We start from the raw sequence: 15,311 nt of genomic DNA on the forward strand, positions 1-15,311 counted from the left end.
GTCACTTCTAAAACTAAAACTATAAGAACGAACTATTATGATTCAGCAAAACTTTATGTTTCCATCCCTCATAGTCACTTCTAAAACAACTAGTGTGTATCCCCGGGGAAAGATAATGGAATAGTCTGTTTCCATCCCTCATAGTCACTTCTAAAACAAGTTAATAGCTTAGCGATTTGAAACCTGCCGGATTTCTTGTTTCCATCCCTCATAGTCACTTCTAAAACGGTTGGCTCCAGCGAGAATATCGTGGTTTCCGAAAAGATGCGTTTCCATCCCTCATAGTCACTTCTAAAACGTGTGAGTGTGACTTCAAGGGAACTCAGGTTTTTAGAACGGTGTTTCCATCCCTCATAGTCACTTCTAAAACATGGAAGTTGAAGGTGCAAACTATCAAGGCTCAAGCAACATAGTTTCCATCCCTCATAGTCACTTCTAAAACTTTACGTGGTAGAAGGTAAGAACGGGGTGTATAGGTTTCCATCCCTCATAGTCACTTCTAAAACTTTGAAGATTTGGAGAGGGCTGTCGAGGTGAGTAATATGGGCTTGTTTCCATCCCTCATAGTCACTTCTAAAACTATCATTACGATTAGTGACGTTCAACAATTAAGAGTTTCCATCCCTCATAGTCACTTCTAAAACGTTATTGAAAAGACAAATGAAGGCTACGTTGTTCGTTTAGTTTCCATCCCTCATAGTCACTTCTAAAACTACAAATTGTCCGATAAGGTTTGAATGTGCGGAATTCGAGTTTCCATCCCTCATAGTCACTTCTAAAACTAGTAGGGGAGTTCGGCGTTTACAAACTACACAAAGAGTTTCCATCCCTCATAGTCACTTCTAAAACTGTATCTTCAAACAAGGAGGTGATTACATTGCGATTGTTTCCATCCCTCATAGTCACTTCTAAAACTGGATCTAAACGAGGAGGAAGAAAAGCAGTTAAACCTTGCGTTTCCATCCCTCATAGTCACTTCTAAAACGATTTTTTCTGGTTTGAAAGTGATACAATCGCTGAATGGTTAGGTTTCCATCCCTCATAGTCACTTCTAAAACAAAGAACTGGTACAACATACGTAAGTGAAGATGGTAGCGTTTTCGTTTCCATCCCTCATAGTCACTTCTAAAACTCATACGAAACTGGAATAAGCATTCAAAAAATCGAAAAAAGTTTCCATCCCTCATAGTCACTTCTAAAACTTGTTGAAAGTCTGAATCCTGCAACGCTTTCCGGAAAGCTTACGTTTCCATCCCTCATAGTCACTTCTAAAACACGAAGATACCAGAGTGTATGTAGAAGCGTACGTAAGTTTCCATCCCTCATAGTCACTTCTAAAACTTTGAAGCTTTACAAAGACGATGTTTATATTGACTTTTTCAAGTTTCCATCCCTCATAGTCACTTCTAAAACTTATTCCTAAGCCAGATGTTTCGGGTTGGAAGGGGGGAGTTTCCATCCCTCATAGTCACTTCTAAAACGGGCTATGTTTGGTTCTCTTGTGCAAGCGGCATATAGTAATTGTTTCCATCCCTCATAGTCACTTCTAAAACAGTTTTATGAAGCTGTTTTAAAGTATTTTGAGAATACCGAGTTTCCATCCCTCATAGTCACTTCTAAAACACCCCACGTCGGCGGCAGGACGTGGGGGGGTATGGGAAAGTTTCCATCCCTCATAGTCACTTCTAAAACCAAGTTGAATGCTGTGCTATCCTGCATTAATTGGTATGATAGTTTCCATCCCTCATAGTCACTTCTAAAACACACTTCTAAGCTTCGCGGCTTTGATAGAGTCAGCGTTAGTTTCCATCTCTCATAGTCACTTCTAAAACTGGAAAAGGTTCGAGTCAACACATTTTATGGCGAACTAAAGTTTCCATCCCTCATAGTCACTTCTAAAACGGGAGGTATGATTATGGAAGAAAAAGTTCAAGTGGAAAACACAGTTTCCATCCCTCATAGTCACTTCTAAAACTATACTCATGTCTTGTTACTCCCTAAATGCTTTATGAGTTTCCATCCCTCATAGTCACTTCTAAAACCAATCCCGAACTGAATAAAGTTTTGCCAATCATTGGTGTTTCTCGCAGTTTCCATCCCTCATAGTCACTTCTAAAACAAACGGGAGGTCGGAAAAATGTTGCAAATACCCATGAGTTTCCATCCCTCATAGTCACTTCTAAAACAAACGGGAGGTCGGGAAAATGTTGCAAATACCCATGAGTTTCCATCCCTCATAGTCACTTCTAAAACGAAGTTTTTATTTTTTTTACACACGTAATACACGTAATACGTTTCCATCCCTCATAGTCACTTCTAAAACGAAAACTTACTTATGTGCCCTTCCAAGCGGAGTTTGATGTTTCCATCCCTCATAGTCACTTCTAAAACGCATTTTATAGTTGGTTTGTGAATAACTATTTAAATGGCGTGTTTCCATCCCTCATAGTCACTTCTAAAACAGGTTGAGATGAAGTTGCATCACGATGGGGGGTTAAATTGTGAGTTTCCATCCCTCATAGTCACTTCTAAAACTATTACGTTGACGTTTAGAGATGATGTTTCAGATAGTGATGCGTTTCCATCCCTCATAGTCACTTCTAAAACTAGTTTCTCAGTTAAAGCCTGCTCCGTACAATCCAAGTTTCCATCCCTCATAGTCACTTCTAAAACCATCAACAATCAAATCAGCAATATAAAAGAAGGAAAATTTGGTTTCCATCCCTCATAGTCACTTCTAAAACGGTGATAATAGACGTCAAAACGTACTATCCGAGTAAAAGTTTCCATCCCTCATAGTCACTTCTAAAACCCTAACCAAAGAAAAAAAATGGAGGTGTTAAACATGGGTTTCCATCCCTCATAGTCACTTCTAAAACTCGTAAAACCCTCATAGATATTATACTACTATTTTTGTTAAATTTGACAGTTACATTTGTAAAAATTAAAAATCTCGTGTTTATGCGTTTTTAGGTTAATCGTGACCGGGAACTATCCCCCGAAAAAATGGCTAAATTTTGTGTGTTTACATAATCGTTACAATATGTGTTTTGGGCAAGTATTATTAGTGCGGTTTTAGGAATTTTATTAATGATATATGAAGGTAAGTTTGGAATTCCTGGCATTTTTTGTTTGCGTTTAAAATAACCTGTATTTTTAGTTGTATTGCAATTTTATGTATTATGGTATATGTTTTTTCGAATAAGCTGTATTTTCAAAGATTTTGGTAAATATGTTTTTCAGAATGTGAGAATGATTGTGTTACTGTTATGTTCTTTCGTGGTATGTAACAAAAAGATGTGATGTATACTAATAGTGTAATAAAAGCTACGTGCAAGGTGTAAATTTGTCAAGTGAGCTAAAGTAAAATGAAACTGAAGAAGAGCTCGGCAATTTACATTGCGCTTTTTTATATTGTCCAACACACCAACCGATATATTGCTGTTCGTTAATTAATATGCGCTTTATTTTGCGCTACACCTCGTGATTCTGGAACTGCCACAGATAACTTTAATGTTCATTGTTTATCCTCGGGTTTCATATTTCTTTCCCCAAGGTAGTTTTCCAAATTCAAGGTGAGATCTTGCACCCAGGTTCCTTTAGGTTTCCTCGCGTAAAGTACAACATTGCTTTTGGCAACGGTTCGCATTACAAAGCGGACTTTCTCTCTCAAAATGCTGTTTATTGTCAGGCATGCCAAATAAGTGGATGTTTAAATTATCCTTAATTAGTTCCTTTTTAAATGTGGATGGTAGAATAAAAAAACCCCAAGCCAGCATTGGCTGTAGAACACGCACTGGCTTGGGCATATAAGGAGTGGATTTTTAAAATGGGTTTTGGGATATTAATTTTCCGTTTGTGTTTCGAATCTGCCGTATCCGTAGTTTGTTTTAGCACCTATTCCATAGAGTTTTAGCATGTTTTTGAATTCAGTTTTTATTCTATTCTTTTCTTCCTCGGTAAAGTCGTTTTCTTTGTCTAGTAGTATTGTAAATCTGTAAGTCGATGCTCCTACGACAAAGTATTGAACTGGAACAGGGTTGTACCAATCGTTTGGTGGAAAGTCTTGACCCATATAATAAGGCTGGAAATGATTGTTTATTAAGTCAATCTCAAGTCTCAAATCTCCCTGTGGAAGTGCATCAAGAAATATGACTAATCCTCGCTGATTTTCTTTTGCGTTGTTCAAATCTGTTCCGAAGATTTTTTTGTAAAGTTCTTTTGTTATTGTTTTGTCTTCTTCCATTTTTTCTAAGAGGTAATGAGCAAAAGCACCTTTTATTGATGTTGCCGGTACAACTGGAATTCCATAGTTTCTTGATAGATGTATGCCTACATCTATTAACGACGGTAAGCCACTTCCAAGAAGTAGTTTGGTTTTTAGTTTGAATGTTCCGTCGATAAGCGTGTGTTTTTTACTATAATTTTTTACTATGTTATTTCTGCGTTCATTAAGTGATTTTATTGCCTGGTTGATTGTGTCATCAATTCTCATGTTATGGACAATCTCTTTAATTATTTCATTTTTCTGGAAATTCTCGATTATATCTTGGCGAAACTTTTTGTAGATTATTTTATCCCAATACAAACTTTTGTTTTTCACTACCTCGTTATTTTTGTTCCCGTGCACTTGTTGAGTCATCTTCTTCACCTCCAAGGTAGATGTCGGCGTATCTTCTAAGCCATTTCACCCCCTCGAGCGCTGCATATTGTATTTTGAAGTATTTTGAGTTCTGCTCAGCAGTACCATCGATAACTTGTTGAGAAAAGTTCTCTTCACCAGTTTGTATTTGTACAAGAGTATCTAGGTGTTTTATCAGTTCATCATGTCCCTTAACCTTTAGAAAGAGTATCGTGCCATACAGACCGTTCTGGATAATCATACTGCCTAAACCTTTAACTGTGCTAAGGTATTTGTCTTTCTTTTCTTTTGAGGATGTTTTATCTATTTCCCTTACACATTCCACAGCTTTTTTGATTACTTCTGTCATTGTCCATTCACCACCTTTAATGCAACTAATCCTTTTCCAACTGTTTCTTTTCCACCGATGTTTATAACTGCGTTGTCAATTTTGGTTTTCAGTTCGTCAAGTATATCTGAGTTGTCTGTCCCTTGTGCTTTTCTATTTGCATATAGTGTTTTTCTTGCTACGAAGTACATTACTGTGTCTTGTGGTAAGTATTCTTCGTACCAAAGCGCTCCAGTAGCAACTGTTCCTGTGTTTTTGTCAATTTTGATTCTTGGAATGATTTCTGTCATTGTTTCAACGATTGCAGAGAATATTTTGTCATTCACGAGAACTATGTCGGTTTTGAGTTTGTTTTTTATGTAATCAACTGTAGCTACATTTTTTGAAATGATTTCCGCAACTTCTTTTAATGTTTCATTCTTTACCGCTTTGAATTTGAAGTCTTCAAGCATTATTTCGTTCTGTCCTTCTGCTCCTATAACGAAAGCCGTTTCATCGTCAATATTCAAATTTTGAATTTTTTCGATTAAGACTGCTTTTCCGATTTCTCTTAGGAACCTTATTAATACAAGTGGTGATGTTACCCACACGAACAGTTTTTCAAGGTGTCTTACTGGGAAGAGTAAAATTTTCGCTTCCGAGAATGCGATTTGTCCGGGTGTTGATTCTTTGTTTTCGTCTGAAGTTGATGGATCACTGCCAAAAATGAGTACTTCTGTTCCTTTTTCGAATGCTAGATTTGATCTGAGAGAACCTTTGATGCCTTGAATTATTGGAAAGCCTGTGGTTCTTTCTCTTTGAATTGGTAAGTCTACGATTCCAACATCCATACCTTTTCCAGCATGAATTTGTGATTCAGCATACATAGTAACAACAACTTTCTCCAAGTTTTTGTTTTCCATACTTCCCAACCTCCTATTTATTGAATATTGGCTTTGAATTTTTCATATGTTGTATAAATGAAACTTCCAAAACCAAAAAGGTTATGCTTACTTTTTTTGATTACGTCTGTTTCTGACGGTATATTTTCAAGATAATACACGGTACCTGGCGCAACTGCATGATAAATAGGTTTTGGACGACCAAAAGCATAATCCCAACCAGAAATAACCATCTTTTTTCCAGAAGCTATGGCAAGTATCTGAGAGCTCCCAAATTTGAGGTCAGAAGGTGCGACACCCCCATCGTATATGGCCGGGGTAATGAGCATTATTGCTGTTTGTTCATAATCTGTGTTTTCAGGTTTGTCAAAAAGTGTTGTGGTTACTTTTTCTACACTTATTCTTGCCCATTTTTGTTTTGCCCCTAAGAATACTCCTTCAAGTTTTTCAAGCTCTTGAACTGTCTCTTTGCTATCAGTTATCATGAAGAATCCACCGTTTTTGAATCTGTAGACATTCATCGTATAAAGCATTGATTCTCTGACTTTTTTGTAGTCTTTTTCTAACGCAATGCCAACTTTTGATTCAATAACAAAATTCTTTGGTGAGCTCAGTTTGAAGCTTTGCCCTTGTTTGTATTTTTCGAGCTCTCTTAGTTCGATATATACTTCTTCTGCTTTTTCGATATTTATCATTTCCGGAATCCAAGCCAAGCCCTTCAATGTAAAATTTCCAACTTTTGTTTCAGCTTCAAAGTACTGCATTCTTTTGTACTGTTTCTCCTCGTTGTTCTGCTTGAGATATACATTCTTTGGTGCGGGGAAGTAATGTTTTTTCTGACCGTTTTCTTCGGAGTAAATAAACGGACCTATTAGTTTTATTTTCCCAGGGTTGTTCTCATCTCCAACGAGTTCTTGAAGTTGTTTTGGTATATTTGGTTTTTTATGATACTGTAGCTCGATACCATGGGCTTTTAGTATCGCACTACGTATTGCTCCATAGAATGGATAAGGTGATGGATACACTGTTTGTGCATAACCGCCTGAACCAAATTGTTTGACTTCACGAAATGCTACCCATTCTTCTGGTTCGAAGTAAACAAAATAGTATTCTTTACTCATTAATTACCACCTCGCTTATCTCCTCGTTTTGTAAATCTAACTGTTAGTATTAGGTCAAATGGATTGGATGGTTTTTCTAATATACTTGAAGTAGCGAACACCCTTTTCGCGTACTCCTTTAGTTCTTTTGTAAATCTTTTGAACTCTTCGGATTTTTTTGACTTGGCATCAGATTTTCTGAGTATATAATCAATAACCCGCTCAAGGAATCTTTCGTCTTCTTTAGCGAGTTCAAGATCACTTTCCAAGATTTTGTAAAATGAGCGATGCGATAGTTTGAATTGCTCTGATTTTTGATATAACTCATAAGATTTTTCTATGACATCCATACCATCTATTTCCCATTTTGAACCAACCTCTTGGATTTGCCCTGACCTTCTAACTATTGCTATGCTAAATGCGTTTCTGCCAAGTTTTTCTTTTGCTCTGTGTTCTTGTTTTCGTGCAAGTTCTATTGCTACTCTAAGTGGTGATTTGTGATTTATTATCGATATTCCAGCACTCATTGTTGCAGTTGGTCCCATCATTGTTGTGTATGGGATGTCATTTTTGTAAAGAATTCCGTTATCAAATTTGTACGTTGTGTTGTCTATTTTGAGTTCTACGTTTCCTATTCCTGAATACATTTTTCTTATTTTGTTTGCACACGGGAGTACTTTGTCTGCTGGCAAGATTGCAAGTACATCATCTCCACCTGCGTATATAAGCATTCCTTGGTATTCGTCTTCAACCACATATTGAACAAGTGAAGAGAAGATTCCAAGTGTTCTTGAAACAGCTTTTTGGTATGAAGGAGTTAATATCGGTTTATCAAAGAAAAAGATTTTGTCTGGGGTATTATTTTGAATTTCTTTCAGAGTTTGAACTGCTTTATCGTGTAGCATTTTGTCCATAGTTGGTGCACTTTCGCCAGAGACCAACTTTCCCATTCTGTCTCCATCCATCATGAGAACAGCAATGTATCCGTTTTTGAGCTTTTGCTGAGTTTCCACAGCGTCCAATTCCAATTCTCCAGATTCAACTTCTTCAGCTATTTCTTTGTTTACATCATTTTCTAATGCTATTTCAAGCACTGATTTAAACTTAACTCTCTCATCGAAAAGCTTTTTGCTTACTAATACATCCCTGAGGAATCTTTTGACCGTATTCACAGTTCCAAGGTAATCTATTTTTACCTCATTTCCTGCTGTATCTAAGACTTCTACACATGCCCTTACTCCAGCTCCAAAATCGTCTGGAATTCTCTGTGCCCCGATTTGTTCGTCACTTTGGTACGGATAGAAATACCTAATAGTTTTTATGGCATTTAATCTCGATGTTAGCACTTTGAACACGTAACGATAAAAACTACCGGCATTTATTTTGTAACCACCTTTTGACTCGATAAACTCAATGAATGAAATGTAGCTTTCAAATTCGCTTATGAAGTTTTCGTCGGTAGTTACGTATTCTATGATATTCCTTACTCCACTTACACTATCAGGTAATGGAATCATTGTTGAGTTGATTATCGGAAATAGTTCGATTTGTTTTTTGTATTCTTCAATATTTTTGAGCCCTATTGATTTTTCGTCTGGGTTTTTCAATCTTTTTTCTAAGACATCAGTTGCTAATTCTTCCCAGGATTTTTTCACAACTTCCTCGCACATATTTATTACTTTTTTTGCTTCCCAAGCCGGAACTATTGCAAGGAATACGTTAGGTATGGAAGCTATTTTTTCGTCCATGAGCGGTTCAGTAAATAGCGTAACACCTAGTCTTTGCAGAGTTCTATAAGCAAAAGCGTTTCCTCTTAAGTATGGATAGACGATATTGTCAAATCCGTAATTGATACCTATAAACTCAATTGCTTTATATGTCAGATAAGAAAGCAAGTAACTACCTGCCCATAAATCTACAGTTTTTCTTGCTTGAGCTATAAGTTCCTGGACTGGTCCTATTGCGAACATAACAAGAGCTGCATCGATTTGCGCACTTTTTTTGCATGATTGCAATGCTGCCGTTATTTCAAGGTGGTCAATGATTGAATGGTTGGGAACACGTGTGTCTGCAGGCATGAAACCAACAAAGTCTGTCAGATAACCAAGTTCCCACCAGAGTGCATGGTAAAATTTTTCATCATCGGTATTTTGCTCTCTTATCATTTTTATTTTGTTTTTAAGTTCTTCTGTGTGTTTTTTCTGTGAGTTTTCATCAGCTATCTTGGAATAAAGTTCTTGTTCTAAAACTGTGATTTTTTCTCCGCTTATTGGATGAATAAAGTATTTAAGTTCGTTCATACCTACTCTAATTTGTCTTCCATATAGTTCATTAGGTAATGGGATTCTGTCGAGTGAACTTCCAACTATGTCTTCTTGACCTCGAATGCTTGGAACACCTGCAATGCTACATAGCTCATTTGCAAGATTTTCATGCGATTTTATGTCAAACGCCTTGAAAACTGGGTCATGAAGTAAGGCTGCTGCTTTTTCTTTCCAATTAATTGCTGGCATTATTGTCACCTCCTAATGAAGAGTACATTTTCTTGAAATCTTTGATGGCTTGAACAAGTTCGTTCCAATCTGAATTTACATAAGCACTTCCCTTATCAATTAAAGTTTCTTTACGTTTCTTTGCCGTGAATCTTAGTTTATAGTACTGGTTAGATAAGACTGCTGAGATGTTACTTTTTAAAAGGATTCCATAAACAATGTATTGGTTATTGTCATTTTTCAGTACAGTGAACCTTATCGGACTCTGTTTTCTACCCACGTTATTTTCAGAATTATCGATGTAGGGTTCGAATTTTGCTGTTATTTTTGTTTCTGGGAAATAATATTGCAATGGCAAGCCAAGAAGTGCCGGTGGAATCTCTAAATGCTTGGTTTTCATTTTCAACATTTCAGGCTGGTCCAGAACACTTTTAAGTTCTTTTACACAATCAGAACCATCTTTTGTTCTTTTTCTCAGGTAATATTTCAATGCTTTGTACCATCCTACAGGTTGGCCTTTACTATTTTTGGAAATATCGAAAAGCTTAAAAAAAACATCAGGAATATTATTCGCTGTGATTTCTGTATTAACAACAACGAAAGCATCATCACACAAGTTTGGAAAATCCAGAAGTTCCTTCATTGGTTTATTAAGGAGTATGAGTACATTCTGAAGAGGTGTATTATTTGTTATTTTTTTGTATTTGATGAAATCTCTTAATGCTTGTTCAACTTCTGCTAAAGTTTCATCAATACGTTTCTCAAGCTTCACATCTTTTGGTAGTTTTTTCACAAACACTATTTCTTCCTTTGGTCCGACGATTTCAAAACCACCGAAACCATTCGTCGTCTTTGCACCAAAACCACCAAGTAAGCTTGTCAATTTTAAAAGGCTGAGTATAACTTTTTTTGTGAAGATGTCTTTAAATGTAAAGTTTAAGGTGAAGCTTTTGGATGGAACTAAGTAGTATGAAGTAACAGGGTTTTTCCTATCAATAATGCCGTACAATGCATAGTTTAATTTTCGTCCACCTAAATCTTTTGAGATGTTTAGACCGTTATTGAGTTGTTTCAAATCTGCCGTGTTATATTCCACCCAAACTCCAAATGGTGCTTTTTTCTTCTGGGAACCGAATATTTCATTTTCAAGTAGTTTCAGTCCAGCGTATTTTTCTTTTTCATAAGTTTGGTAAAGTTCATATAGTTCTTTGTTTTCTTTTGGAGATTTCGGTTTATTAACCTCGTTGAGTTTGTAGATATCAATAATCCTTGGTGCTACTGCTCGAAACCAAAAATGTAGAACGCCTTTAACACTTTGCCCTGTAAGGTCGAATTTTCCAGTTTGTGGGTCTTTTCGTGAAATGATAGGAGTTACAACTCTACACTTTACCTCGGTGTAAATCATATATTCACCTCCTATTTAGGCTAAATATTAACTTTTTAACTTTAGCTTAGTTGTCCGTTTTCTTTTTTTGTTTATCTTTCCATTTTTGGTATTCTTCGTACTCGTTTTTAAAAATCGCATAGACCACACTGCAATCCCTCCCCAATACTGATAGCTATCATGCGAACCAATTTTATTGTATCATTTTTTTGTAAAAACATTTACACTTTTTTGGAAAAAAGTGCGGCGGCGGAACCGCCGCAAAACCGGAAGTTTGTAGGTAACCCTTAGAAGGAGAACGCAAAATCAATTATTGGAAGTATGTAGATTGTGTAGAGTGAAAATGTAAAGCTGTTGTCGTTGTTTACGTATTCTGTCCCGATTCCAATGTAAGGTATAAAGAGAGCGATTGTTCCCCACTGCCAGAAGTTGTTCCAAGAACCTGGTTTCATTGGATTATAGTAGTTTCTACTAACGTATCCTAAAAGAGTAAAGCTGATACCTTTGTAGCCAATTGTCTCGCCTTGTGTGTTAGAAACTGGTGATAGATACGATAACGTCGGAAAGGTTAGTCTGTCTGGAGCACTTTTTGAAGCAATCACTGTCTCAAAATCAATTTCCATCTTTGCATACTTTTTGACGCTATTGATTTCATAGGCTATCATTAACGTTCTTTTTCTAATATTTCCGGAAATTCCGGTCACAAACCAACCGCTTGACGAAGAATACGTGATATGGCTTTGTGGAACGGCTAAGAACGATGCTCTTTCACCTGGTGGAAGTATTGAAGGAACTTGTGGTTGGTCCGATACTATAAACCTTTGCCCTTCTTTGATGAGTCTTGCTGGTTTTCCGTTGTTATCTGTGAAAACAGATTCGTCCCAAATGATTTTTATAGGAACTTCTTGTTTGTTAACGAAGGTAATCTTTAAAACTTTTTGCGCCAGTTGAATAAGGTTCGTGCTACCATAGTGCTGAAGCTCTACCAGTATTTGCAAGTCTTCGTTCTCGAAGATTGCTATGTACTTATCTTCTGAAGTTACGGAACTTGAAACGTTTGTTGCGCTTTGTGCCAAAACAAGTGCTGAAAACAAACCGAATAGGAATACTGCTAAGCTAACCTTCTTATCCACCATGTTAAAAATTCCACCTCCGCTTGATTTTAAGGTTTCTTATGAAAGCAATGTTTGATAACAAAAGTCGTTAACTCAATTTCTAAACTTGCTTCTTATAGTTTCTATCGCCTCCTTTGCTCCTTCGAGTGGAAATTCAAAATAAACCAATCCATTCCCATACCAGTCGAGTTCAAGTAATAGCCTTTTGTGTTGCATAATTTTGGAGATAGAATCGTCATAATTAGCAAAATGTAAGAAGTTTGAACCAACTTTTTGATAGAATGTGGTGTAATTTGGTTCCAACTCATCCCATTTAACTCTTGTAGTTATGATTAAATAACCGTTTCCAATGCTAAAGTCTTCAATATTTGGAATAGTGCTGAATCCAATGTAAATCCATTCGTTCGTTCCATCGTTTCCAATGCCTATCCAAGCTTCTGTGTCGTTGTAAGGGAAAGACATAGGTTTGAGTGATTTAACTTTCGGAGATATGGCGTACCAGACTTCCTTTCCGGTCATTGGGTCTTTTTCACTTACAATCTTCCATTGACTTGAAGAACCGTTACTTGGGGTTTGAACACACGACACCAATAACATAACTGTGAAAAATAATAACACCACAACAGCCCAAGCTTTTGACTTTATCACCGCAATCTACCTCCTTCAAACATACAAATAGTTGAGAAACAAGCCAACCGCACAAATCAGCCCGCAATTTCTAAAAAGTTTCCGTAAACTTCCCACCCCCTCCTATCACATATGAGGTATTCAACGTTTTCCGAGTAATATAACGTTTTGGAAGGAAGAATCTGACATATAAAAACAAAAAAGCCTGGCAAAAGCCAGGCCAGTTTTTTGAGTATTTATATCATTTTTCAATCGTTCATTTCACTTTCAAATCGTTCCGTTGATTCTATTCTTTTCGCTTGCCACAATCCCATAGTCACTTTGTAACCAACCCCTGAGTAAAAAGCGAATTGCGAAAGCACATTAGCAGCGACAAGAAGTTCATCGTCTGAAGGCACCCAGAATACAACTCATCCATTAATCTTTTTGCCTGCGTAAAAATTTATTGTTCCATCTTCTAGAGCTCTGAATTTTAAAATAGGACTCTAGAACATCCAAAATACCTTGCCTTTGTTAGACTTTTGAAATCATTTCGGTAATTCCAGAATGTTACCAACTATGTAAGGTTCCTTTCTCTGCTCATCGTAAGGTCTTTCGTCATATGCTATCACTGTTTTAATTTTCTTACCATACCTCACGTTGTCTCTAATTCTTTCAATCATATAATTCAAAAGTGTTGTGCCACCAGTTAGATTTATCACTAACTCTGTAGCGTCTTTCAACCTCTCAGTTGCTTGCTGAACAACTTTGCTGGTCTCATCCAAACCTTTGAACGGATCATTCACAAGTATCACGTGATACTCACCTTTGAATTCTGCTTTTTCAATAATCTCTGGCACAAGCTTTTCGCCCTGCTCGGATGTGACAATTACAAGTAAATCTCCAGGAATTGATTTCAGAACTGTATAAAGCGCGCCTGGTGTCGTTCCAAGTGGTGAAAGTATAGCTTTCAACTGTTTACTTGGCGTGTAATTCGAAACTATTGATTCGAAATCCTTTTCAATCAAATTTTGAATCTCTCTTTGAATATTCTGAGGGCTTGGCAACGAATCTTTGTTAAATCCAAAATGAGCTATGTGGTTTCGAGCCTGGGCTAAAGTATCATTACTAACCGAAATAGCTTCACGCTCTTCTACGTCGAACAATTTGTCGAATTTTCCCTCTTTGAAAAGCACAACGTTCTTCAAATATTCCCTTGCCAGTCTGGTTGCCATACCTAAATCGTTTGTTTCATAATAGAATTTAAGCAGCTCTCTTTCGGCATTTAATTCATTTTCGCTAAGCACAGGCTCATTTTTAGCGGAATCGCCAGGTGCAAAAAACTTTTCATACCTATCCACAATTGCATCAAAAAGCAAGTCAAACTGCGGGATGAATTCCCTGACGTCTTCACGAACAGCTGAGCCTTCTTCCTTCAGTAAACCCAAGAATTTATTCAAAGACTTGTGAATCATCCTTATTGAACCTAATCTGATTGCTTCAGATACAGACGTTATCGCATCAGCAAGGGACTTTAGCTTTCTGGGTTTTCTGTGTGAAGAGCCACCTTGCTTGTAATATCTTTCATTCCAACTCTTAATTTTGTTAGCCAGGATAGAAGCGTAACCAAACTCTTTAAAAAGCCTTGTAGCATAGATCCAGTCGGCTAAATCAATTAATTCGGTCATATCCTTACATTTCGTCATGTTTGTAGCCCTATCATACTTACCGTACAGAACCTTCATTTCAACATTCTTCAATTCGCGCAAGAACATATAAATAACAACTGCTGTCATGGTAATTGATCTAAAAGAATTGGTGACATCCAAAATAACCAGGTCTCCATCATCTATCAACTCCGCAGCCTTTCGTACAAAATCAGTTACGCTTTCATCTTCCGAAATTTTAATCTTCTGGACTTTGATGCCGTTTTCACTGCAAAACCGTTCAACATTGTACTTATCGTATGTTTTCATAGCTTCCTCAGTCAAGAAAAACGCAGCTGAGATATCCTTGCCTTCCTTCATCTTCAAAAATTCCAACAAAGCAAGTGGGAATAACTCCTGAGATGTTTCAAAATCATCAAACTTAACTATAGCCTTTTGATACGAACTTGTTCCCAAGAACGTAAGTACCTTTACCATATTCGATACCTCCACAGTTGGATTTACAAAACTCCTAACTTTCCATGCCTAAATCTTTCAACACAACCACACTCAAAACCTTCTTACCAAACACAACTGTTTTTGAAAAACGCGTGGAAAGAAACTTTTATCAAACGCCAGCCTGCGTCTATATACCTTATCCTGACTTCCAAAACGACACTCATTGCAAAACAAATAAAGGAAGCAATTTTGCTTGCTTCCCCTCTAGCCTCTTCTAAAACTGGACGTCAATATAAGGTGCTACTAATCATTATACTATATCGAGATTCCAACCCTCATAGTCACTTCTAAAACTTCAAATACTTCCGTTTTCCTCTTTTCTTCGTCTTAATAATGTTTCCATCCCTCATAGTCACTTCTAAAACAAAGTGCAAGGAAACTTAGGAATTTGGTAGAACAGGGAACAAAGTTTCCATCCCTCCTAGTCACTTCTAAAACATTGAGATAAACCTACTAGTTAAAGCTGTGAAAGTAACACCGCTTCCATCCCTCATAGTCACTTCTAAAACTCAAGAAGATGGCAAACAGGAAATACAAAGGGATTTGGAAGTTTCCATCTCTCATAGTCACTTCTAAAAAACCGTAAGACCCTCATAAG

Annotated in this window: 10 protein-coding genes and 1 CRISPR repeat array (1 of these 11 only partly in view); all 10 genes read right to left on the reverse strand. The window is 36.9% G+C overall.

Going from position 1 to position 15,311, the window contains the following annotated elements; all coding sequences use genetic code 11:
- A CRISPR array of direct repeats spans positions 1 to 2,879; the repeat unit is 30 nt; unit sequence GTTTCCATCCCTCATAGTCACTTCTAAAAC; it begins 2,408 nt to the left of the window's first position.
- Positions 2,880 to 3,844: 965 nt separating this feature from the next.
- A complete protein-coding gene (gene cmr6 / locus FERPE_RS07520; RefSeq protein WP_014452036.1) occupies positions 3,845 to 4,642 on the reverse strand; it encodes a type III-B CRISPR module RAMP protein Cmr6 in 798 nt (265 codons plus the stop codon).
- Complete coding sequence (cmr5, locus tag FERPE_RS07525; protein WP_014452037.1) at positions 4,611 to 4,991, reverse strand: type III-B CRISPR module-associated protein Cmr5; 381 nt, start codon at positions 4,989 to 4,991, stop codon at positions 4,611 to 4,613. The genes cmr6 and cmr5 overlap by 32 nt, the downstream gene beginning before the upstream one ends.
- Entirely contained in the window at positions 4,988 to 5,872 is an 885-nt protein-coding gene (gene cmr4, locus FERPE_RS07530; RefSeq protein WP_014452038.1) for a type III-B CRISPR module RAMP protein Cmr4, read from the reverse strand. Before cmr4 ends, cmr5 begins: the two co-directional genes overlap by 4 nt.
- Positions 5,873 to 5,889: 17 nt before the next feature.
- Entirely contained in the window at positions 5,890 to 6,972 is a 1,083-nt protein-coding gene (gene cmr3 / locus FERPE_RS07535; protein ID WP_014452039.1) for a type III-B CRISPR module-associated protein Cmr3, read from the reverse strand.
- The gene (gene cas10, locus FERPE_RS07540; RefSeq protein WP_014452040.1) at positions 6,972 to 9,464 is read right to left on the reverse strand and encodes a type III-B CRISPR-associated protein Cas10/Cmr2; all 2,493 of its coding nucleotides are present in this window, start codon (positions 9,462 to 9,464) and stop codon (positions 6,972 to 6,974) included. Before cas10 ends, cmr3 begins: the two co-directional genes overlap by 1 nt.
- Positions 9,451 to 10,848, reverse strand: coding sequence for a type III-B CRISPR module RAMP protein Cmr1 (cmr1, locus tag FERPE_RS07545; RefSeq protein WP_014452041.1), 1,398 nt, complete (start codon positions 10,846 to 10,848; stop codon positions 9,451 to 9,453). Before cmr1 ends, cas10 begins: the two co-directional genes overlap by 14 nt.
- Before the next feature lie 266 nt (positions 10,849 to 11,114).
- Entirely contained in the window at positions 11,115 to 11,963 is an 849-nt protein-coding gene (locus FERPE_RS07550; protein ID WP_014452042.1) for a hypothetical protein, read from the reverse strand.
- 72 nt (positions 11,964 to 12,035) lie between these two features.
- Positions 12,036 to 12,590: a hypothetical protein gene (locus FERPE_RS07555; protein WP_014452043.1), complete on the reverse strand. Its 555-nt coding sequence runs from the start codon at positions 12,588 to 12,590 to the stop codon at positions 12,036 to 12,038.
- Positions 12,591 to 12,817: 227 nt separating this feature from the next.
- Complete coding sequence (locus FERPE_RS10465; protein WP_155804135.1) at positions 12,818 to 12,967, reverse strand: hypothetical protein; 150 nt, start codon at positions 12,965 to 12,967, stop codon at positions 12,818 to 12,820.
- A 129-nt stretch (positions 12,968 to 13,096) separates the two neighbouring features.
- Entirely contained in the window at positions 13,097 to 14,692 is a 1,596-nt protein-coding gene (locus FERPE_RS07560) for a TM1812 family CRISPR-associated protein (protein ID WP_014452044.1), read from the reverse strand.
- Positions 14,693 to 15,311 lie beyond the last annotated feature (619 nt).

Origin of the sequence: Fervidobacterium pennivorans DSM 9078, assembly GCF_000235405.2 — a bacterium.
In the GTDB taxonomy this organism is placed as follows: domain Bacteria; phylum Thermotogota; class Thermotogae; order Thermotogales; family Fervidobacteriaceae; genus Fervidobacterium; species Fervidobacterium pennivorans.